At 74.0% G+C, this 21539-nt stretch carries 17 protein-coding genes and 1 tRNA gene; 9 read left to right on the top strand and 9 right to left on the bottom strand.

Going from position 1 to position 21539, the window contains the following annotated elements; genetic code table 11:
• The first annotated feature begins 107 nt into the window (after positions 1-107).
• Positions 108-2219, top strand: a complete 2112-nt coding sequence (locus tag EV188_RS27110; protein WP_133829451.1) for a lipopolysaccharide biosynthesis protein — start codon at positions 108-110, stop codon at positions 2217-2219.
• A gap of 110 nt (positions 2220-2329) precedes the next feature.
• Here EV188_RS27110 and EV188_RS27115 read toward each other — a convergent pair whose 3' ends face one another.
• A complete protein-coding gene (locus EV188_RS27115) occupies positions 2330-3361 on the bottom strand; it encodes a hypothetical protein (protein WP_133829452.1) in 1032 nt (343 codons plus the stop codon).
• Positions 3358-4119 (bottom strand): polysaccharide lyase family 20 protein, encoded by a 762-nt coding sequence (locus EV188_RS27120; protein ID WP_133829453.1) that lies wholly within the window; start codon positions 4117-4119, stop codon positions 3358-3360. The genes EV188_RS27115 and EV188_RS27120 overlap by 4 nt, the downstream gene beginning before the upstream one ends.
• Positions 4120-4593: 474 nt before the next feature.
• On the opposite strand from EV188_RS27120, the gene EV188_RS27125 reads away from it, so the two are divergent.
• Positions 4594-5682 carry a glycosyltransferase family 2 protein gene (locus EV188_RS27125; protein WP_166660114.1) on the top strand — a complete coding sequence of 363 codons (1089 nt, stop codon included), beginning with the start codon at positions 4594-4596 and terminating at the stop codon, positions 5680-5682.
• The gene (locus EV188_RS27130; protein WP_133829455.1) at positions 5679-6893 is read left to right on the top strand and encodes a glycosyltransferase family 4 protein; all 1215 of its coding nucleotides are present in this window, start codon (positions 5679-5681) and stop codon (positions 6891-6893) included. Before EV188_RS27125 ends, EV188_RS27130 begins: the two co-directional genes overlap by 4 nt.
• Before the next feature lie 21 nt (positions 6894-6914).
• On the opposite strand, the gene EV188_RS27135 is transcribed toward EV188_RS27130, so the two are convergent.
• Positions 6915-8063 carry a class I SAM-dependent methyltransferase gene (locus tag EV188_RS27135; protein WP_133829456.1) on the bottom strand — a complete coding sequence of 383 codons (1149 nt, stop codon included), beginning with the start codon at positions 8061-8063 and terminating at the stop codon, positions 6915-6917.
• A 51-nt stretch (positions 8064-8114) separates the two neighbouring features.
• Here EV188_RS27135 and EV188_RS27140 point away from each other — a divergent pair, with 51 nt between their 5' ends.
• Positions 8115-8663 (top strand): dTDP-4-dehydrorhamnose 3,5-epimerase family protein, encoded by a 549-nt coding sequence (locus tag EV188_RS27140; protein WP_133829457.1) that lies wholly within the window; start codon positions 8115-8117, stop codon positions 8661-8663.
• Between the two features lie 41 nt (positions 8664-8704).
• On the opposite strand, the gene EV188_RS27145 is transcribed toward EV188_RS27140, so the two are convergent.
• The 5 genes from EV188_RS27145 to EV188_RS27165 are packed head-to-tail and all read right to left on the bottom strand — an operon-like array spanning position 8705 to position 14340.
• The gene (locus EV188_RS27145; protein ID WP_133829458.1) at positions 8705-9730 is read right to left on the bottom strand and encodes an NAD-dependent epimerase/dehydratase family protein; all 1026 of its coding nucleotides are present in this window, start codon (positions 9728-9730) and stop codon (positions 8705-8707) included.
• Between the two features lie 35 nt (positions 9731-9765).
• Positions 9766-10422, bottom strand: a complete 657-nt coding sequence (locus tag EV188_RS27150; protein ID WP_133829459.1) for a PIG-L deacetylase family protein — start codon at positions 10420-10422, stop codon at positions 9766-9768.
• 3 nt (positions 10423-10425) lie between these two features.
• Positions 10426-11247, bottom strand: coding sequence for a glycosyltransferase family protein (locus tag EV188_RS27155; RefSeq protein ID WP_133829460.1), 822 nt, complete (start codon positions 11245-11247; stop codon positions 10426-10428).
• The gene (locus EV188_RS27160; protein WP_243742028.1) at positions 11244-12515 is read right to left on the bottom strand and encodes a class I SAM-dependent methyltransferase; all 1272 of its coding nucleotides are present in this window, start codon (positions 12513-12515) and stop codon (positions 11244-11246) included. Before EV188_RS27160 ends, EV188_RS27155 begins: the two co-directional genes overlap by 4 nt.
• 10 nt (positions 12516-12525) lie before the next feature.
• Positions 12526-14340, bottom strand: coding sequence for a sugar transferase (locus tag EV188_RS27165; protein WP_243742029.1), 1815 nt, complete (start codon positions 14338-14340; stop codon positions 12526-12528).
• Between the two features lie 545 nt (positions 14341-14885).
• Between EV188_RS27165 and EV188_RS27170 the strand changes: the two genes are divergently transcribed.
• From EV188_RS27170 to EV188_RS27190, 5 genes are all read left to right on the top strand, one after another.
• Positions 14886-15842, top strand: a complete 957-nt coding sequence (locus EV188_RS27170; protein ID WP_208114389.1) for a polysaccharide lyase family 20 protein — start codon at positions 14886-14888, stop codon at positions 15840-15842.
• A gap of 73 nt (positions 15843-15915) precedes the next feature.
• Positions 15916-15986 (top strand) — tRNA-Gln (locus EV188_RS27175).
• A 174-nt stretch (positions 15987-16160) separates the two neighbouring features.
• Positions 16161-17171, top strand: a complete 1011-nt coding sequence (locus EV188_RS27180; protein WP_166660116.1) for a helix-turn-helix transcriptional regulator — start codon at positions 16161-16163, stop codon at positions 17169-17171.
• 197 nt (positions 17172-17368) lie between these two features.
• Complete coding sequence (locus EV188_RS27185) at positions 17369-19399, top strand: lipopolysaccharide biosynthesis protein (RefSeq protein ID WP_166660117.1); 2031 nt, start codon at positions 17369-17371, stop codon at positions 19397-19399.
• A 137-nt stretch (positions 19400-19536) separates the two neighbouring features.
• Positions 19537-20505 carry a polysaccharide lyase family 20 protein gene (locus EV188_RS27190; protein WP_133829464.1) on the top strand — a complete coding sequence of 323 codons (969 nt, stop codon included), beginning with the start codon at positions 19537-19539 and terminating at the stop codon, positions 20503-20505.
• Between the two features lie 7 nt (positions 20506-20512).
• Here EV188_RS27190 and EV188_RS27195 read toward each other — a convergent pair whose 3' ends face one another.
• Positions 20513-21451 (bottom strand): glycosyltransferase family 2 protein, encoded by a 939-nt coding sequence (locus tag EV188_RS27195; RefSeq protein WP_133829465.1) that lies wholly within the window; start codon positions 21449-21451, stop codon positions 20513-20515.
• Positions 21452-21539: the final 88 nt, after the last annotated feature.

The following is a 21539-nucleotide window of genomic DNA, read 5'->3' on the forward strand; positions in this document are numbered from 1 at the left end:
GTCTCCCGTCCCCGATACGATGAATCGTCGCGCCCATCCGGGGCGCGACGCCGCGGGGTCGTCCGGTTCCGGACACCGCCGCCGGCCACCGCAGCGATGACGGGTCGATGACGCAGCCTCCGGAGAGCGACGGGCCCGGACAGGGTCGCCCGCACGGCTCCCCCGACCCCTCCCGTCCTCGCCCCCACGACCACGCCGAGCCCGGCGTCGGGCAGGCCATGCCCGAGACCGAGGTCGATCCGCCGTTCGAGGGCGGCGCCTCCCCGCAGGAGGAGGCCCCGGACGAGCACAACCCCTCACTGCAGGGGCTCGGGAGCCGGCTGCGCCGCGGCGCGCAGTTCGCCGCGGTCGCGCTGATCTTCACCCAGCTGATCTCGCTGATCCAGACGGTCTTCGTCGCCCGCCTGCTGACGGTCGAGGAGATCGGTGTCTTCACGGCCGGGACGCTGTTCGCGAACTTCGCGGTGACCATCGCCGACGGCGGCATGCGCGCGGCGCTGATCCAGCGCGAGGAGGACGTCGAGAAGGCCACCGAGACGGCCTTCTGGGCGAGCCTGTTCACCGGCGTGATCATGGCCGGCCTCACGCTCGCCGCGTCGCCGCTGATGACGCTGTTCTTCGACAACGACGAGATGGTCGGCCTCGTCTGCGCGGCCACGTGCGGCACGCTGCTGATCCACTCGCTGGTCAACGTGCCCGAGGCGCTGCTGCAGCGGCGCTTCAACTTCAAGCGCCGCCTGGTCGTCGACCCGCTGACCGCGGGGTCGTTCGCGGTCGTCACGGTCACGCTCGCGTTCGCCGGGTTCGGCGTCTGGGGCATGGTCATCGGCCTCTACGCCTCGCAGCTCGCGACGCTCATCTCCTGCTGGGTGATGTGCAAGTGGCGCCCTGGCAAGACCCGGCCGAGCTACCGCATCTGGCGCGAGCTGGCGAACTTCTCGTTCCCGCTGATCGTCTCCAACCTCACCGACCGGTCCCGCGACCTCGTCCAGCAGGGCCTCATCGGCCGCACGCTCGACGTCGGCGCCCTCGGTCAGTACCGCTACGGCCGGCGCATCGGCGTCCTGCCCGGCACGGCCATCATCCAGGTCGCGTCGTACGTGCTCTTCCCGGCGTTCTCGCGCATCGCCTCGGACGCGAAGCGCTTCCACGACGGGTTCCTGCGCAGCCTGCGGGCGCTGTGGACCGCGACGATGCCGTTCTCCGCCATGCTCATCGCGCTGGGCCAGCCGATGATCGTCGTGCTGCTCGGCGAGGAGTGGCGCCCAGCAGGCCTGTTCGTCGCGGCGATGGCGGGCTACGGGCCCGGCGCCGCGATGAGCGCGATCGGCATGGAGTCGATCAAGGGCGCGGGCAAGAGCCGCCGCATCCACGTCATCACGGGGCTGTCGATCGTGGTCGGCGTCGGCGGCCTCCTCCTGCTGCTGCCCTACGGGCTGGTCGGCGTCGGCATCGCCGTCTCGATCGACGCCGTGCTCGGCGGGTTCGTCAGCCTCGTGCTCGCGCGGGACCTCGCGAAGGTGTCGTGGCGCGAGCTCTTCCGCGTGCTGGTGCCGGCACTGGTCGCGGCGGCGATCGCCGGGGTGGCCGTCGGGTTCCTCGAGCACACGGTGGTCCACTCCGACCAGCTGCCGATCCTACTGGGCCTGCTCGCCCTCGCCGGCGAGACGCTCCTGCTGCTGGGCCTCTTCGCGGGAATCCTCTACCTCATCGACCCGAGCGCCCTGCGCGAGATCCTCTCGGCGGTGCGCAAGCGCCGGTCGGGCGGGGACGACGAGGACCAGGGCGCCGAGGCCGCCGAGCCGGAGCCCGAGGACGAGCCCGTCGGCTGGCGGCGCGACCTGCTCGACGCCCCGACCGTCGTGCTCGCGCTGCCCTTCTTCGCCGACGACGTCGCGACCACCCAGGTGCCCCGCCGCCCCGCCGCGCCGGCCGGACCACCGCGGCCGCCGGTGCCGGCCCGGCCGGCGGGCCCCACCCCGCCGCCGCACGGGCCCCTGCTCGACCCGCCGACGACGGCCCTCGACCCGGTCTCCTCGCTCGACGCCCCGACGACCGCGGTGGCGGCGACCCCGGAGCACCCGCCGAACGGGAACGGCAACGGGAGCAACGGCAACGGCAGCAACGGGGGCAGGAGCCGCCTCGTCTCCGTCGTGACCCGCCGCCAGGGCCGGCGCACGCCGCCGACGGACGGCGACGAGCACGGCGACGGTTCCTGAGGCCCCCTGCTACCCAGGAACCGCCGCCCCGCCCGTCGTGTGGAGCGAGGGACGCCCTCGCTGCCTGCCACGCAGCCGGGGACGCCCTCGCTCCACGTCACGCGAGCGCGCTACACCGCGCCGCACGCCGGCGGCGCGCCGCCCGTCCCGTCGGCGAACGGCCCGGCGCACGGCGCGCGACGCGGGCCGCCGAGCGGGCCCCCGCCCGGCGAGCCCGGGGCGTTGTTGTCGACGAGGTCGAGCTGGGCGAAGAGCTCGCGCATCTGGTCGGACCCGATGTTCGGGAGCTCCTTCTCGGCGCCGGCCTGCACCGACAGCGAGTTGGTCGTCTCGCCCGAGGTGTCGTCGACGACGTACGCGCCGTAGGTCTGCATGGCCTGGGCGATCTTCTTGACGTCGGGGTCGGTGATCCCGGACAGGTCGGCGTCGGGCGGGACCGCCATCAGCGAGCCCATCTTCACGCCGGGCGCCGAGCCGCCGTACTCCTCCTCGTAGTAGCCGTCGGCCTTGGTCGCCGGCCACCGGTGGCCTTCCTCGGACGTGCTGCAGGAGCGCTTGCAGTTCAGGCTGATCTTCAGCGCGTGCGCGATCGGCGCCTCGCCGGACACCTCGCCGACGCGGACGCTGCCGCCGAGCCCCGAGAGCCCCGAGCCGCCGTGGCAGCCGGGCAGCCCGTCGGAGGTCAGCGACACCTCGTCCCAGCCGTGCTCGTAGGACGGGTCGCCGCCGGCGTCGAGCTTGAGCGGCTGGCCCTGGATCACCGTCTGCCGCGTGCCGTCGTCGACGAGGAACGTCGAGCAGTGGTTCCACGAGCCGTCGGCGGTGAGCTCCGGGTCGGTGTGCACCTTCACCTCGCGCCCGGCCGCGTCCAGGGTCTTCACCGGGAACGACGGATCCACCGAGATGTCCTCGATGTCGAGGTAGACCTCACCGACGCCACTGTCGAACGGCACGTAGCGCGCTTGGGTCGACAGCGGCAGGTTCCACGGGGAGTCCCACGAGAACGGCTGGCGGTAGAGGTCCCGCGTCGGCCCGGTCCCGCCCGGCTCGGCAGCCTGGCCGACAGGAGCCCCCAGCGCCGGGCCCCCGAGGACCCCGACGACGGCGAGCATCGCGGTCGCCAGCAGGCGTGCGCCCCTCACGGCGCCGTCACCCGGAGCCCGTCCATGGTCAGGTTGACCGTGCCGCTGGAGCTGGTGCTGCGGTAGATGCCCTGCTTGAGGTAGTTCTCGCCGTCGACCATGGTCGCGCGGTTGGTGCGCTGCACGGTCTGGCGGCCGTTCTCCCACGCCTCGACGAACCCGGCGTCCTTGTTCTGCGAGAACTTCACGTGCAGCACGTAGTCGACCCACTCGCCGCGGCGGATCGGGCCGATCGTGCGCCGCGGTGCCGAGCGCACGCCGTCACCGCCGATGTCGACCGTGCCCTTGCTGAGGTCGATGGCCAGCGGCGGCGAGCCCTCCGCGCTGTGCCACTGCAGGATGATGAAGAAGCGGCCCTTCACGTCCGGCATGTCCTGCGGGTACTGGACCGACCACTCGTACCAGCGCTCGTCGCCCTCGTGCACCAGCGCGCCGGGCGCGCTCGACTGCACCTCGCTGCGCTCGCCGCCGCCGAAGTTCGGGACGTCGCCGGGCTTCACCGTGAACCGCGCGGCGTGCTGCCCCTGCCGCACGTCCGGGGCGTCGGTGATCGTCATGTTCGCGTTGCCGCGGCCCACCCCGCCGCAGCCGCCGTTGACCAGCTTCGACTGGCAGACGCCCCACTGGCTGAAGTCGCCGGTCTCCCAATCGCCGAGGAAGACCTGGTTGCCGCCGACGGTGACACCGCCGCGGGTGCTCGCGAACTCCCCGCCGCCGTTGCCGACGCTGACGCCGGCCCCGACCCCGCCGACGTCCACCTCGGCCTCGACCCCCGCCGAGGGGCCGTTCGGGTCAGTCGGCGGTGTGGGCTCGGATGCCCACGCGGCCGCCTCCGTCGCCGAGACCGACAACGCGAGTGCCAGCGCCGCCACCATGCGGCCCCCTCGTCGCCTTCCGCCTCGTGACGAGACGCCGGTGCCGTTCTTCACGCGTACCCCTCCAGACCGTCGACCGTCGGGCCCTCACCGCTCGTCGCAGACGGAGCAGTGATGCCGTCCGTTCGTCGCATCTAGACGACCACTCGTCGCCACTGACCACAATTACACGGGCAGATGAGGCTGGAGGGCACGATGAGGCGGCTGTGGCAGGCGTGATTTAGGGGTAGGACGGCCCGCCGGACACGTTCGAGGCACCGTCGTCACCGGAACGTGGATCACGGTGCGACACCGTGGTCCTTCCCGGGCCCCGGGCGGCCGATCGGGCGAAAACCCCTCGGCGGTAGCGTTCGGGGGGTGACCACCAGCTCCGACGGCGCCGGCCTGCCGGGAGAGCGGCCTGCGTTCAGCTTCCTCACGACCGCGTACCGCGCCGAGGACACCCTGGGCCGGACGATCGACGCGGTGCTCGCGCAGACGCGGGGCGACTGGGAGCTCGTCGTCGTCGACAACGGCAACGACGACGCCGTCGCCGCGGTCGCACAGGCCCACCTCGCCGACCCCCGCATCCGCCTCGTGCGCCAGGAGAACAAGGGCGCCGTGGGCGGGGTGCGCGCGGCGGCCGAGGTCGCGACCGGGCGGTACCTGGTGGTGCTCAACGCCGACGACGCGATCACCCCGGAGTTCGTCGCGCGCACGGGCGCGGTGCTCGACGCCGAGCCGACGGTCGCCGCGGTCACGTGCGACGCCGTGCAGTTCACCGACCCGGGGCAGCAGCCGCTGGCCCGCACCTACCTGCAGGCGGCCGGGCTCGCCGAGGCCCCCGAGGGCGCGGTGCGGCTGCGCGTCGCGGACGTCGTCGACGGCCCCTGCCCGTACTACTGCGCCCCGATCCGCCGGGACGTGTGGGACGCGCTCGGCGGCATGGGCTTCGAGACCGACGCCCCGCTCGTGCACGACCTGGAGTTCTGGCTGCGCGCGATCCTCGCCGGCCACGACGTCCGGATGATCGGCGACAAGCTGGGCCTGTTCCGCATGGAGGCGGGCTCGGAGAGCCGCCCGGTGGACGCCGAGCACAGCGAGGAGTTCGAGCGCCAGCGCGAGACCGTGCTGCGCCGGGCCGCCGAGGAGGCCTCCCAGCACGGGGACCCCGAGGCCCGCGCCTCCCTCGACCGCGTCCTGGGCCGCCTGCGCTACCAGCAGGCGATCCGGCGCGCGCGGGTCGCGTTCTCGCAGGGGGACCCCCACGCCGCGCGCCGGCACGTCACCGAGGCCCACGAGCAGCGCCCGACCGCGCGCACCGGCGCCCTGGTGCTCGCCCTGCGGGTCGCCCCGCGCGCGCTCGGCGCCGTGCACCCGCTCAAGCGCGGCGTGCAGGCCCGCGTCAAGGCGCTGCGCTCCCGCGACTGGCGTGCGCGCTGGTCGCGGCACCGGACGGTGCGATGAGGATTCTCGTCCTGGCGTCGCGGCGCATCGCGTCGCGGCAGAGTGGCTACGACCTGCGCGTCGCCCACCTGTGCGCCCACCTGCCCGGGGAGTCCCACCTCGTCGTCATCCCGCTCGAGGAGGAGACCGACGGGCCGGTGGGCATCGCCGTCGACCCGCTGTTCGCCTCGATCGAGGTGCTCGCGGCGTTCCCGCCCGGGCGCGAGCGTCCGCGGCGCTACCTGCGGGCGTCCAACGACCACTACATGCAGCTCTCGCGGCCCGGCCGGTTCGCCGAGGCCCGCGACCGGCTGCGCGAGATCGTGGCCGAGAAGGAGATCACGCACGTCGTCGTGTTCGGCGTCGCGCTGGCCGAGCTCGCCGTCACCCTCGAGGGCGTCACCACCGTCCTCGACGTCTGCGACAGCGGCGTGCTCACCGCCGAGCGCGCCCTCTCCGGCAGCGCGCACCCCTCGCGCGGGCTGCAGCTCTGGAAGGACCGCCTCGCGCTGCGGCGCAAGCGGGCCACCGAGGGCAGCCTGCCCGACCGGTTCGACGTCGTCGTCACCATCAGCGAGCCCGACACCCGCGCCATCGAGCGCCTCCACGGCAGCCGCGGGGTCGTGCGCACGATCCCCAACGGCGTCGACGACGCGTTCCTCACCCCGCTGCCCGAGCCCGGCGCCCGCCACGGCGTCGTGTTCTGGGGCAACCTCGGCTTCGCGCCCAACCGCGACGCGCTCTGGTTCTTCCTCAACGAGATCTGGGAGCCGCACCTGCGCGACGCCGGCGTCGAGCTCTGCGTCGTCGGGCCCAACGCCCCATCGTGGCTCGCCCAGCTCGCGGAGCACGAGCCGCTGATCGTCCTCACCGGCTACGTCGAGGACCTGCGCACGGCCGTCGCCCCGTACCCCGTGATGATCAACCCGATGCGCACCGGCAGCGGGCTGAAGAACAAGGTGCTCGAGGCGTTCGGGATGGGCGTCGTGGTCGTGTCGACGCGGCTCGGCGTCGAGGCGCTGCCCGAGGTCCGCGACGGCGTCTCGCTGATGACCGCCGAGGGGCCCGGCGCGTTCGCCGACGCGATCCGCACGGTGCTCAAGGACCCCGAGCTGGCCGACGAGCTGCGCGCCGGGGCCCACCGGCTGGTCGAGGAGCACTACCGCTGGGACGCCGTCGGGCGCCGCTGGGCGGACCTGGTCACGGCGAGTCCGCGGCACGCCGGGCGCTGAGGCCCGGCGCACCGACGAGGCTCAGGCGGGCGCCACCGTGCGCACGGTCGGGTCGACGATCACCCAGTGGCCGCCGCCGGCCTCCACCTCGGGGATGCGGCGGCGCATCTCACCGAGCATGTCGGTGACGAAGAGCACGACCTCGTCCGGCCGGCGCGCGACGACCTCGTCCGGGGCCACGATCGGGATCCCGACGCCGGGGAAGCGCCGCCCGTGCTTGGCCGGCGCGCCGTCGGCGACGGCGGGCAGGAGGTCGGGGCCGATGCCGGCGCGGTTGAGCAGCGGCACCGCGCGGGACGCCGCCGCGTAGCCCAGCACGCCGTGCTGCTTCTCGCGGGACGCGACGAGGTGGGCGTGCAGCTCCTCGGCGCTGCGCCGGGCGGCCTCCTCCAGGCCGGCGACGACCGCCGGGTCGGTGACCCCGAGCGCGGTCTCACGCTCGATCAGCGACGTCACCGCGGCGGGGTCGCGCGGGCCGTCGACGCCGTGGCGCCGGGCGGCGACGAGCACCGTCCCCCCGTAGAGGTCGAAGAGGAACGCGTGCGTGACCTCGAAGCCGATCTCGTCGAGCATCCGCGCGAGCACGGGCGTCGCGTAGTAGGCGTAGTGGCCGTGGCGCAGGGCGTTCCAGCCGCCGTCGGCGACGATCGCGGCCAGCGTGTGGAACTGGAGCAGCAGCACGCCCCCGGGCGCGGTGGCGGCGGCCCGCTCGGCGAGCCCGGCCCGCTGGTCGGGGGCGTGCATGAGCCCGAAGCAGTCGACGACGACGTCCGCGGGCCCGTCCGAGGCCTCCGCCAGCCCGGTCGCGCCGAGCATGCCGAGCCACGAGCCGCCGTGCGGGCTGCCGAACTCCGTCACCGTGCCACCGCCCCCACCGGTCGCGGCCTGCAGCAGCCCGGCCGCCTCGACCCGCGCCACCGCGTCCCGCGCCTGCGCCACCAGGGCGTCCGGCTCGGCCCCGCGGGGCTCCTCCGGGGTCGTGGGGTCCTCGGCGAGCTGCGCGAGCCCACACGTGCCGCACAGCCACATCCGCAGCGGGTGCACCGGGTCGGGGCCGGGGTCGTCGGCGGCCGGGAAGTGGTCGGCGGCGGGCTGGTCACCGAGATCGAGGACGACGGTGCCGTCCGTGGCGCCGCACCAGCGGCAGGGGTCGGTCGGACGGGAATCCACGGACGGGATCCTCTCGCGGTCGGCGCGGACGGGGATGGCAGGGTTCGTCGGGTGGAGGTTCGCACGGCAGGCATCGAGGGTGTGCGGGTGCTCGTCCCCACGCCGCACCGCGACGACCGGGGGCTGTTCACCCGCACGTTCGACACGGCGATCGCCGCGGAGCACGGCATCGACCTGGGCCCGCAGGCGCAGGACAGCCAGTCGCGCTCCCGGCAGGGCACGATCCGCGGCATGCACGGCCGCGGCGGGCGGGGCGAGGCCAAGCTGGTCCGCGTGGCGCACGGGGCGGTGCTCGACGTCCTCGTCGACGCCCGGCCGGACTCGCCGACGTTCGGGCGGGTGGAGAGCTTCCGCCTCGACGACGAGGACTTCCACCACCTCTGGGTGCCGCCGGGGCTGCTGCACGGCTTCCAGGCGCTCACCGAGGTCGCCGACGTCTGCTACCGGATCGACCGCCCGCACGCGCCCGGCGAGGACGTGGCCGTGGCCCACGACGACCCGGACCTCGCGATCACCTGGCCGCAGCCGGTCACCGCGATCTCCGAGCGCGACCGCACCGCCGGCTCCTGGAAGTCCCTGGTCGCCCAGCTACGTGCGTGATCTGCTGAGCTCGATCGCTCAGAAGATCACGCACGTAGGGGTCAGCTGGGGCGCAGGGAGGAGTCGAGGGTGCCGGCCTCCTGGCGGCTCTTCAGCACCGCGAGGCGGGTGAAGCGCCGGTCGAAGGCCTCCTGCGTCAGGCCGCGGGAGCGGTACTCGCGGATGAGCTCCTCGGCGCCGTCGGCCACCGACCACGCGGGGCGGAAGTCGGGCAGGAACTTGCCGATCTTCGTGAAGTCGACGCGGTAGGAGCGCGGGTCGCCGCCGGTCTCGCCGGTGATGACCAGCTCGGCCTCGGGCACCGCGACCTTCACCGCGTCGGCGATGTCGCGCACCTGCACGTTGTTCTCCGTCGAGCCCACGTTGAACGCCTGCGCGCGCACCGTGTCCGCCGGCGCCGCGAGCGCGGCGACGACCGCGGCGCCGATGTCGCGGGCGTGGGCCAGCGGGCGCCAGGGCGTGCCGTCGCTCATGACGAGGATGCGGTTCGACAGCAGCGCGTGGCCGACGAGGTTGTTCAGCACGATGTCGGCGCGCAGCCGCGGCGAGAACCCGAACGCGGTGGCGTTGCGCATCGACACGGGGACGAAGTCGGCGTCGGCCATGTCGACGAGGTCGGCCTCGACGCGCACCTTCGACTCGGCGTAGGGGGTCACCGGCTTCATCGGCGCCTCCTCGTCGAGCACGTCCTCGGTGCCCGACGCGCCGTACACCGAGCAGGTCGAGGCGTAGACGAAGCGCCCGACCCCGGCCTCCTTCGCCAGCCGCGCGAGGCGCGTGGAGGCGTGGTGGTTGATGTCGTAGGTGTGCTGGGGCGCCAGGGCGCCGAGCGGGTCGTTCGACAGCGCCGCGAGGTGCACGACGGCGTCGAACCCGGCGAGCTGCTCGGCGGTGACGTCGCGCAGGTCGACGGCCAGCGCCGGGGGCTCGGGCGCGGGCAGCTCGCCGAGCACGCAGTCGGCGTAGAGGCCGGAGTCGAGGCCGGTGACCTCGTGCCCCGCCTGCGTGAGCTGCGGCGCCATGAGGGTGCCGAGGTAGCCCTGGTGGCCGGTGAGCAGGACGCGCATCGCGGCGGTCACTCCTTCGTGTGGTGCTCGGGACGTCAGCCCGACCGTACGGGGCCGCCGAGGCGCGCCCGCGTCAGGTGGAACCCCTCCGCGTAGCGCACGCCGGCCTGCACGCCGCGCACGCGCGCGAGCCCCCGGAACGTCTCCTCGTCGAACCAGGCGCGGGCCACCTGTGACGGGTAGTGCTCGTGCAGCAGCCGGACCTTGTCGGCGACGACGTCGGGATCCAGCGGCCACAGCAGCGGCGGCTGCGCGAGGTCCGGCTCGGCCTTGAGGATCTCGTAGCCGAGCGTGAGGTGGTCGCGGAAGACCGTCGGCACGAGCTTGGCGAGCTCGCGGTGGTCCTGGTGGTCGTCACCCCGGTGCCCGGCCAGGACGAGGTCGGGCTCGCACGTGCGCCGGAACGCCTCGAGCGCCTCCTTGGCCCACTCCCAGTGCGTCGGGAGCCGGCCGTCGGGCATGTCGAGGACGGTGACCGCGAGGTCGGCGCCGGGGCAGAACGCCGCCAGCGCGGCGCGCTCCTCGGCCTCTCGCGGCGTCCCGCCGCCGGAGAGCACGAGCACGCGCACCCGGAGACCCGGATGCGCGCGGCACAGCGTCAGCACGGTGCCGCCCGCGCCGATCGGGATGTCGTCGCAGTGCGCGGCGAGCAGGACCAGCTCGTCGAGGCTCTCGGGGAGCAGCGCGCGCACGGCTCAGCGGCCGAGGGCCTCGTCGACGAGGCCCTCCAGCGGCGCGCGCTCGGGCTCGCGCTCCCACACCATCCACGGCCGGGTCCCGGCCCGGTAGGCGGCCTCGAGGGCGTTGCGCTCCTTGAGGGTGTCCGCCGGCTGCCAGAACCCGTCGTAGGTGTAGGAGAGCAGCTTGCCCTCCTTGGCCAGCGAGGTGCAGGCGTCGCCGACGAGGTCGCCGTTCTCCGGGATGTAGTCGATCGCCTCGGGCCGCAGCGCGAAGTACCCGCCGTTCTCGCGGATCCGCATGTCGGTGACCGGGTAGATCGAGTTGACCCGCTCGCTCGGGTCGATGTCCACGATGTGGAACACCGCCTGCGGCGGGACGGCGAGCAGCGACGCCGTGGCGTCCGAGCCGCGGAAGCGCTCGATCATGTCGTCGATCGGGGCGTCGGTGAGCACGTCGGCGTAGTTGGCGAGGAAGATCTCCTCGTCCTCGACGAGGTGGCGCACGCGGCGCAGGCGCTCCCCGATCGGCGACTCCAGGCCGGTGTGGACGAAGTGGATCGTCCAGTCGGCGATGTCCGAGCCCTGCAGCTCGACCTCGCCGTGGCGCATGACGAAGTCGTTCGACTCGGTCTCGTGGTAGTCGAGGAAGTAGTTCTTGACGTGGTGGGCTCCGTAGCCCAGGCACAGGATGAACTCCTTGTGCCCGTAGTGCGCGTAGTAGCGCATGACGTGCCAGATGAGCGGGCGTGGCCCGACCATCTGCATGGGCTTCGGGGCATCGGAATCGCCGTTGCGCATCCGCATGCCGTAGCCACCGCAGAAGAGGACGACCTTCACGGGTCCACCACCTTGCCAGAGCCCGGCTCGACCACCTGCAGCGAGGGGATGGGGTAGACGAGCTTCCCGCCCCAGTCGGCCACGTGGGCGAGCTGCGCGGTGATCTCCTCGCGCAGGTTCCACGGCAGCACGAGCACGTAGTCGGGCCGGTCGGCGTCGATCCGCTCCGGCGGGTGGATCGGGATCCGCGTGCCCGGCGTGTAGCGGCCGTGCTTGTAGGGGTTGCGGTCGACGGTGTACGCGAGCAGGTCCGGGCGGATGCCGCAGTAGTTCAGCAGCGTGTTGCCCTTGCCCGGCGCGCCGTACCCGGCGACGACCTTCCCGGCGTCGGCCGCCTCGATGAGGAAGCGCACCAGGTCGTTGCGGATGCGCGAGACCTCGCCGGCGAACCCGGCGTGCCCCTCGACCGTCTCCAGCCCCGCCGCGGCCTCCTCGGCCAGCACGTCGGCGACGGCCTGCGACGGGCCCGCCCCGAGCTCCGTGGGCCGCGCCCAGCACCGGATCGACCCGCCGTGGGTGGGCACCAGCTCGACGTCGACGAGCTCGAGCCCGCCCGAGCGCAGCGCCTTCTGGGCGGTGCCGACCGTGTAGTACTGGAAGTGCTCGTGGTAGATCGTGTCGAACTGCCGGTGGCGCATCAGGGTCAGCAGGTGCTGCACCTCGATCGACACCCAGCCGTCGTCGGCCACCATCGCGCGCAGGCCCTGCGTGAAGCCCACGACGTCGGGGATGTGCGCGTAGACGTTGTTGGCCACGACGAGCGCCGCGGGACCGTGCTCGGCGCGGACGGCCGCCCCGGTCTCCGGCGAGAGGAACGCCGTGATCGTCGGCACGCCCTTCTCCCGGGCCGCCGCGCCGACGTTGGCGCTCGGCTCGACGCCGACCGCCCGCATCCCGTCGGCGACGACGTGCTGGAGCAGGTAGCCGTCGTTGCTCGCCGCCTCGACGACCAGCGAGTCGCTCGTGAGGCCGGCCCGCTCGGTCGCCGCCGTGACGAACCGCCGCGCGTGCTCGACCCAGGACGTCGAGAACGACGAGAAGTACGCGTACTCGGTGAACGTCTCGTCCGGGTCGATCAGGGGCGGCAGCTGCACGAGCAGGCACGAGCGGCAGACCCGCGGGTGGAGCGGGAACGTCGGCTCGGGCGCCTCGAGGGCCTCCGCGGTGAGGAACAGCTCACAGGGCGGCGTGGCGCCCAGGTCGACGAAGCCGGCCAGGTCGGCCGAGCCACAGAGGCGACAGATGATCTTGCTGGCTGGGTTGTCCAAGGCTTCCGTCTCAGTAGGCACCGTCCCCGCGGAACACCGCGGAGACCGTCTTCCACATGATCACCAGGTCCATCGCGGGCGACCAGTTCTCCACGTACCGCAGGTCCAGGCGGACCGACTCCTCCCACGACAGGTCGGAGCGGCCGCTGACCTGCCAGAGGCCGGTCATGCCCGGACGGACGAGGAACTTGCGCTTGGCGGCGTCGGTGTACGCGTCGATCTCGCCGGGCAGCGGCGGACGCGGTCCGACCAGCGACATCGAGCCGCCGATGACGTTGAACAGCTGCGGGAGCTCGTCGAGCGAGTAGCGGCGCAGCAGTTGGCCGATCCGCGTGACGCGCGGGTCCTTGCGCAGCTTGAACAGCGGCCCGGAGCCGTCGTTGGTGCCGGCGAGCAGGTCCTCGCGCAGCTTGTCCGCGTCCGGGACCATCGACCGGAACTTGATCATCCGGAAGGTCTTGCCGCGCTGCCCGACGCGGGTCTGGCGGTAGAACACCGGGCCGCCGTCCATCTTGACGATCACCGCGATGACCGCGAACACCGGCGCGAGCAGGATCAGGATCGCGGCCGTCGTGACCCGGTCGAACATCAGCTTGAACACGCGCGGCACGCCGGACAGGCGCGGCTCGGTGAGGCGCAGCAGCGGCAGGCCGTCGACGGGGGCGACGTGCAGGCGCGGCCCGGCGACCTCCATGAGGCCCGGGTCGACGACGAGCTCGGAGCCGGTGCCCTCGAGGTCCCAGGCGAGGCGGTGCAGGCGCTTCGGGCTCCAGCCCGGCGTCGGGGCGACGGCGACGACGCCGTAGCGCCCGGTGCCCACGCTGGTGGAGAGGTCGTCGAGGTCGCCGATGACCGGGACGCCGGCCACGTGGCCCTGCCCCTCCTCGCCCAGGCCGGTCGGGGTGCAGGCCGCGATGACGACCCAGCCCATGTGCGGCACGCGGCGGGTGCGCTCGACGAGGTCGCGGACGGCCTGCTCGGTGCCGACGGCGAGCACCGGCAGCATCCCGCGGCCGCGCTTGCGGGCCTGGTGCAGCCAGCGGCGCAGCATGTAGCGCCCGGCCATCGCGGCGAGGCCCGCGACCGGCAGCACGCCGAACACCCAGGGGCGGACGCCCAGACGCTCGACCGAGAGACCGGCGAGGCCCAGCACGATCGCCGCGGAGACGAACGCGCGGATCAGCCGGCTCCACTCCTCGGCGCCCTGACCGAGGGTGCGCGGGTCCCACGCGCGGCAGGCGATGATCGCCAGCGGCACCATGATCGCGACGACGCCGGCGAGCGCCCACGGGTCGGAGGCCTGCGGCCCCACGCCCCCGCCGAAGCCGACGAGCGCGCCGAGCAGGACGCAGACCGCGAGGGTGGCGAGGTCGGAGGCGGCCACGGCGAGCGCGAACTTGCGCTGCCAGCTCGTGGCCACGGCGACGCTGCCCGGCTGCTCCGGGCCCTCGTCCTCCCAGATGCGGACGAACCCGGGCGCGGTGGGCGCGGGCTCCACGAACACGCCGTCGTCACCGGTCGGTGTGCCGGTGCCGGTCGGCGTCGTGAACGGCGGACCGGTGATCGGCCCGACGTGCTCGGTCGGCACCACCGGCGACGGCTCCACGGGAGCCGGCCCGATCGGTGGGCCCGTCCGGTCGTCGAAGCTCCGGTCGTCGAAGCCCCGGTCGTCGAACCGGGCCGTGGCCCGGCCAGGCACCCGGCCCTGGACGTCCTCCTGCGACAGCCCGGCCTGCTCCGAGATCCTGGCTTGTCCGTTCGTCACGTCGCCCCCGTCGTGGGTCGTACGGGTGGGCACCCCCACCCGCAGCACCTCGTCGGCCATGGACACCTTTCCGCTCGACGTGAGACGCCCGGGGTCACGGTGAGGTTGCGTCGTCATCGCACCCGATTTCGATCGGGTCGCCCGGAGTGCGTTTCCCGCATCGGATGCCGCGGGGATCAACGATCGGCCTCCCCCCACGGTCACGCCGACGCCACCGAGGATTGGACCGTGCGGGTCACACCCACGGTCGAGGACCCCGGCGCGGCTACCGCCCGCCACCGTGGCGGTCATCCTGCCCCACTCCGGGTGCCTGCCGGACGGGGGCCGGTGCCCCGAACGCACGCACCGACCGGGGTCGGCGGTCGCCGTCGGGTGACGAGCACGACCCGGCCGGATGACGAGGCACCGCCGGACCCCCGGACGGAGGCCCCGGGGTCGGCGCCCGTCGGCTCGGTATCGTGCGAACGGACCGACGATCTGCCGGGAATGTCCGGGTCACCCGCAGACCGGCAGCCAGACCGCCCGCGAAGGAGCCGCCCCCGATGCCCCACGACGCCGATCCCGGGTCGATACCCGGACCGGCGCCGCGACGCCGCACCGGTCGCGTGCCCGCTCCTCTGCTCGCCGTCGTGACGGCACTGCTCGCCGTCCTGCCCACGCTGCTGGGCTCCGCTCCGGCGGCGGCCGCGGCGCCCCCGCCGGCGAACGACCGGCCGGTCTTCGAGCTCCCCACCAGCGGTGACCTGCTCGGCGCCTTCGACCGCAACGGCTACAACGAGCAGGACGGCGCCCCGCGCGCGATCCCGTCGCCCACGTCGCCGGGCCGCCAGGCGCTCGAGTTCCGCCTCGACGGCGGCGACCAGCGCTCCGAGGTCGAGCCGCGCGTTCCCGACCAGTACGAGGGCCAGGTCTGGTACTACACCTACCGCGCGGGCCTGGCCGAGGACTTCCCGACCGACACCGAGGACTGGCAGGTCGTCCTGCAGTGGCACCACACCGGTGACTCGGGCTCGCCGCCGGTGGCCCTCGAGGTCAAGCAGGGCCGGCTGGCGCTCGCGTCGGAGGGCGAGAACCTCCAGGACCTCGGCCCGATCCGCGGCGGCGACCGCATCGACGTGTCGATGCGCGTCGCGTTCTCCCAGGATCCCGAGCGCGGCAGCGTCGACGTCTGGCGCGACGGGCGCCACGTGCTCGACGGCTACCGCCCGCCGAACGGCACCCTGCTCGACCAGGGCAACTACCTCAAGCTCGGGCTCTACCGGGCCACCCGGATCGACGAGGGCGGCCGCCTCTGGGTCGACGACCTGCGGGTCGGGCCCACGATGGCCTCGGTGGCCCCGACGGGCATGGGCTCCGGGACCGCCGGCGGCGACCCGGTCGCCGAGGACGCGGCCGCGCCCGCGGGCCCCGCAGACATCGCCGCCGAGCGCGACGTGGACACGGTCACGTGGGTTGCCGGCGCGCTGCTGCTCGGCGTCGTGGTGCTGCTCGTGGCGACCCGGTCGGCCCGGCGGGCGCCGGCCCCCCGCGACCCCGGTCCCCGCGAGCCCGCCCGCCGCTGACCTGCGCCCCGGCGGGGCGGTGGGCGCCGCGCGCCCCGTGGGACGATGGTCACCGTCGCCCCCGGGCGACTCCTCCGCCGTGGTGTAAGGGCAACACCTCGGATTTTGGTTCCGATGATCCTGGTTCGAATCCAGGCGGCGGAGCGCGCCACGGCACCGCGCCGTGCCCGTGCCGACGCTGGTGTCGCCTCACGGACAGTCCTATCGTTCCCCGTATCGGTAGGGCCCGCCCGTGACCCGGGGGGACGCAGGACGGGCGGCCGGCACGGTGGAGCACCCCGCCCGCGCCGGGTCGCCCTCGAGGTGCCGGGGGGACACGTGCACCCAGAGGACGCCGACGGCGGCGAGGGGGACGACGGGCCGGTGAGGCGGCGGCGGCTGACCGCCACCGACACCGACGAGGCCGTCGAGCTGATGCGGTCGGTCTACGGCGACCAGGAGCCGCGGTTCCGCCTGCCCCGGCGCGAGGCCCGGCTGAGCATCGCCTCCCGCTCGGTGACCGCCCCGGGCGGCACGTTCAACCTCGACCGCGTCCGGCACAGCCTGGGCATGGACGTCCGACGTGCCCCGGTCGACCGGACGGCGGTGCTCCTGCCGGTCACCGGGCGCGTGCGGTTCACCTGCGGCGACGAGGAGGCCACGGGGCTGCGCCTGGTCCCGACCCGCGAGGCGTTCGACAGCGCGTGGGACGACGGCGTCGACGTCGTGGGGTACGCCGTCGACACCGACGCCGTGAGCCTTGTCGGCGGCGAGCTCTCGGGGCTGGAGCCGTCCGCGGTGCGGTTCGACTCCATGCTCCCGGTCGACGCGGCCCGCGAGCGCTATCTCGTGCAGGCGATGAGCCACCTCGGCCGCGACACCCTCGACAACCCCGAGGCCCTCGCCACCCCCCTCGTGCGGGCCGCGACGCTGCGCCACCTCGCGACGGTCGTGCTGCTCACGTTCCCCAACACCGCGCTCGACGCCGCCGAGGACCCCACGCGCGCCGGGCCGGGGCGCGCCGAGCCGGCCACGGTGCGCCGGGCCGCGGCGTACATCGAGACGCACGCCCACGAGCCCATCGGGCTCGACGACATCGCCGTGGCCGCGCGCATCGGGGCCCGCGGCCTGCAGCACGCGTTCGCCCGGCACCGCGACACGACGCCGCTCGGCTACCTGCGCCGGGTCCGCCTCGACCGGGCGCACCGCGAGCTGCGCGGCGCGGACCCGAGCGCCGGCGACACGGTCGCGGCCATCGCGACGCGATGGGGATTCGCCCACGGGGGTCGTTTCTCGGCGGAGTACCGTCACGTCTACGGTTGCTCGCCCAGCGAGACCCTGCGCCGCTGACCGCACGCCCTGCTCAGGGCCGTCTCGGGAGACGCACCGGCGACAGCGGTCCGTCACCACTCCGATACGCTGCGCACCATGCCTCGCTCCCCGCGCCGGCACGATCGGCGACCGACTGCCCGCCCGGGCGGGGTGACCTGTGTCCGGCGTCCACACCCGACGCCCGGCTCCGGAGAAGTGACCGTGCCACTCCGCGCATGACCGGGCCCGCGCAGCCGGGAGAGCCGGCGCCGACCACGACCGTCGCGAAGGACAGGACGGCCGAGGCGACCGCGCAGCCGTCGATCGACAAGCTCGGCAAGACCCTCCAGCGCGGCGCGAAGATCTCCGCGATCGTCCTCGTCGTCACGCAGTCGATCTCGCTGATCCAGACGCTGGCGGTCGCGCGGCTGCTCAGCCCGGCCGAGGTCGGCGCCTTCACGGCCGGCTCGATCCTCGCGAACTTCCTCGTCACGTTCTCCGAAGGCGGCCTGCGCGCCGCGCTGATCCAGCGCGAGGACGACCTCGAGGACGCCGCGGACACCGTGTTCTGGGTGACGCTGGTCAACGGCGTGCTGATGTCGGGTCTCGCGTTCGCCGTGTCCCCGCTGATCGGCGCGTTCTTCGGCGGCGACGTCGCCGGGGCCGTCTGCGCGGCGACCGCCGCGGTGCTGACGATCCACGCGCTCACCAACGTGCCCGACGGGCTCATGCAGCGGGGCTTCAACTTCAAGCGCCGCATGATCGTCAACCCGTCGACGGCCGTGACGTTCGCCGGCACCGCGATCGCGCTCTCGGCGCTCGGCTTCGGGGTGTGGGGCCTGGTCATCGCCCTCTACGCCTCGCAGATCGTCACGCTCGTGCTGACCTGGTGGCTCGCCGGCTGGTGGCCCGGGCGGGGTCGGTTCAACGTCGCGCTCTGGCGGGAGATGGCGCGCTTCGCGCTGCCGCTCATCGCGAGCGAGTTCGCGCAGAAGGGCCGGGAGTTCCTCGAGGCGGGCCTCACCGGCCGCTTCCTCGGCCAGGGCCCGCTCGGCATGTACCGCTACGGGCGGCGCATCGCGACGCTCCCCGGCACGGCGATCATCCAGATCGCGTCCTACGTGCTGTTCCCGGCGTTCTCGCGCATCGCCAAGGACGCCGGCCGCCTGCGCCGCGGCTTCCTGCGCGCGATGACGGCGCTGTGGGTGACCGCGCTGCCCGCCGGGGCCCTGCTGGTCGCGATCGGCGAGCCGCTGGTGGTCGTGGCGCTCGGCGAGGAGTGGCGCGGCGCCGGGCTCGTGCTCATGGGCATGGCCGCCTACGGCCCCGGCATGGCGCTCGGCTCCATCGGCAAGGAGGCGATCAAGGGCACCGGCCGCAGCCGCCTGCTCAACTGGATCACGGCGACGAGCCTCGTGGTCACGGTGATCGCCCTGTTCACCCTGCTGCCCACGCTCGGCCTCCTCGGCGTCGGCATGGCCGCCTCCGCCGAGGCGATGGCCGCCGGGTCGCTGGCCATCGGCATCGGGATGCGCGTCGCGGGCGTCCGCGTCCGGGACGCGCTGCGCGTGCTCCTCCCGGTGCTCGTCGCCGGCGTCGTCGCGCTGGTCGCGACGTCCGTGCTCGAGAACGGGTTCTTCCACTCCGACCAGCGCCCGATCATCGTCGGCATCGGGCTGCTGATCGTCGACGTGCTCGTGTTCGCCGGCCTCTACCTCGGCCTGCTGCGCATCCTGTCGCCCTCGGTGAGCCGCGAGCTCTACGCCGGCGTGCGCTCGACGATCAAGCGGCCGCGGAAGAAGTCGGGTGCGGACGCGGCGACCCCGGAGCCGGCGCCGGAGACCGTCGTCGAGGACGCGGTCGACCCGATCACCGGCCGCCCGACCGAGGCGATCCCGTCGCGCCAGGCCGCGCTGGACGACGCCCCGACCGTCGTGCTCATCCCGTCCGGCGCGGGACGGGAGACGGCGCCGGAGTGGGCCGTCGCGATGACCGAGCGGCTGTACGCGGCGCCGTTCGCGAGCCACGGCAACGGGCACGGCAACGGTCACCGCAACGGCAACGGCCACACCAACGGCAACGGCCACAGCAACGGCCACGGGCCGGGCAACGGCCACGGACCGAACGGCCACCCGCCCGCCTACGGCCGTCACGCGGCCGCCCCGCACCGTCCGCCGGGCCCGGGGCGCGAGGACCGTGAGGGGCGCCACGTCAGCCGGGCGCAGCCCCTGCGTGTCATGCGCGGCACCCCGCGCGACGACGGCTGAGACCCTGCTCCGGGGCCTCCGAACCGACGGGCCCTTCACCCCGTCCGGGTACGCTCGACCACGCCGAGAGGTGCGGTGCCCCGTCGACGAGGGCGCCCCTCCCGGTCAGTCCGACGTCCTCGACATGCGGGAGCGGTGTGACCACGAGCGAGGGTGCACGCACGGCGCGGGAGCGCCGGCCCCGGGCACGGCGCCTCGTCGCGGTGATCGCCGCCGGGATCGTCGCGGTCCTCGTGGGGCTCCTCGCACCCGGTCCGGCGCTGGCGTCCTCGCCGACGCCGCCGGGCGGTGACGGGCTGATCTGGCGCGCCGACGACGGCGGCGACATGCTCGGCTCGTTCCAGCGCAACGAGTACAACGAGCAGGACGGCGCGCCCCGCGAGGTGTCCTCGCCGTCGGGCCACGGTCAGGCGCTGGAGTTCTCGCTGCAGGGCGGCGACCAGCGCAGCGAGCTCCTGCCGCGCGTCCCCGACGGGCGCGAGGGCGACGTCTACTACTACGGCTACCGCGGGCGCCTCGCCGACGACTTCCCCGTCGACGCCCAGCGCTTCCAGATCATCATGCAGTGGCACCACTACGGCGACGAGGGCTCGCCGCCCGTGGCGATCGCCGTGCAGGACGGCCGGCTGATGATCACCGGCGGGGACAACGACCGGAACGAGGCCTACCAGCAGGCGATCGCCCCGATCCGGCCCGGCGACGAGATCGACATCATCGTGCGCATCGTGTTCTCGCGGGACCCGGAGAAGGGCACCGTCGACGTCTGGAGCGGCGGGCGCCGCACGGTCACGGCGTTCCACCCGCCCGACGGGACGCTCTACGACGACGGCGACTACATGAAGGTCGGGCTCTACCGCTCCGAGGACCTCTCCGACCCCGCCAGCCTGACCCTCGACGACGTCGCCGTCGGCCGCACCCGGCAGGCCGTCGACGCCGCGATGGTCGACCAGGGCGCGTCGAGCGCCCAGGGCACGCCGGACGCGGGCACCGAGGAGTCGACCGGCTCGGACAGCTCGCTGCGCACCGGCCTCGCCGTCGGCACCCTCGCCCTGATCGGCGCGGTCGTCGCCGTGGTCGCCGTGGTGCGGCGCCGCCAGCGGCTCTAGGGAGCCCTCAGGCGCTCTCGGCGGCCTGACGGTCCCGGCGGTGCAGCACGTAGCCCAGCGGCGCCGCGGCGGCGTGCAGGAGCTTCGCCTGCGGGCTCGTCAGCGCCCGGCCCTGCTCGCGGAACCCGCGGCCGTCGTCCCACGAGAAGCGGGCGTAGTTCGCTGCCGCGCGCACGAACCCGCGCGGGTCGTAGCGGAACCAGCCCAGCTCCTCGTTGAGCGTGATCTTCCAGCGCAGCGCGAACGCCGGCGCCCGCCAGATCGCGGCCGCCCGGCTCTTCTGGGTGATCGAGTCGTCGCCGTCGACGTGGTAGGTCCGCAGTACCTCGTTGACGAACCGCGTCCGGTAGTGGCGCGAGATGCGGTTCCACACGATCGCGTCGGGCACGTTGGGCTGGCCGTCGACCTCGGGGAACGGGAACTCGCGGCGCACCGCGGTGGTCTGGAAGCCCCACTTCTCGCCGGTGACCCCGTACCGGTAGCGGATCTCGAGCGCGTCCGAGTCGGTGGGGTCGTGCGGGAAGCGGGAGCCGACGATCTCGCCGTGCTGGTCGTCGCACAGCGCGGTGACGGCCGAGAAGCCCGGGCGCCGGTCGTCCGGGATGCCCTTCCAGTGCGCGGCGAAGCGCTCGAGCGCCTCGGGACGGCACTCGTCGTCGGAGTCCAGCGGCAGGAACAGCTCGCCGCGGGCCTCACGGGCGCCCAGGTTGGCGGCCTTGTGCTTGCCGCCGTGGTCCTGGCGCAGGTATCGGATGGGGAAGTCCGCCTCGGCGGTCCAACCGGCCACGAGCTCTTCGGAGCCGTCCGTCGACCCGTCGTCGACGATCAGCCACTCGAAGTCGCGCAGGGTCTGCGCCTGCAGGCTCTTGTACACGCGGGGCAGGGTGTGCGCCCGGTTGTAGCTGGCGGTGAACACCGTGAACAGCGGCTCGGGGAGCGGGGCCACCTCCGGGAGGCTACCGGGGCGCCGGGCGGCGGCTCGGGCGGGCTCGCACCACCCGTTCGGAGGCCGTTCGTCCGCTTCGCCCGGGTCG

The organism is Actinomycetospora succinea (assembly GCF_004363095.1).
Classification (GTDB): Bacteria; Actinomycetota; Actinomycetes; order Mycobacteriales; family Pseudonocardiaceae; genus Actinomycetospora; species Actinomycetospora succinea.

Coding starts and splice junctions, on each gene's coding strand:
- EV188_RS27110 (WP_133829451.1), top strand. CDS start 108: ATGACGCAGCCTCCGGAGAGCGACGGGCCCGGACAGGGTCGCCCGCAC.
- EV188_RS27130 (WP_133829455.1), top strand. CDS start 5,679: ATGAGGATTCTCGTCCTGGCGTCGCGGCGCATCGCGTCGCGGCAGAGT.
- EV188_RS27145 (WP_133829458.1), bottom strand. CDS start 9,730: ATGCGCGTCCTGCTCACCGGCCACCAGGGCTACCTCGGCACCCTCATG.
- EV188_RS27165 (WP_243742029.1), bottom strand. CDS start 14,340: ATGGCCGACGAGGTGCTGCGGGTGGGGGTGCCCACCCGTACGACCCAC.
- EV188_RS27185 (WP_166660117.1), top strand. CDS start 17,369: ATGACCGGGCCCGCGCAGCCGGGAGAGCCGGCGCCGACCACGACCGTC.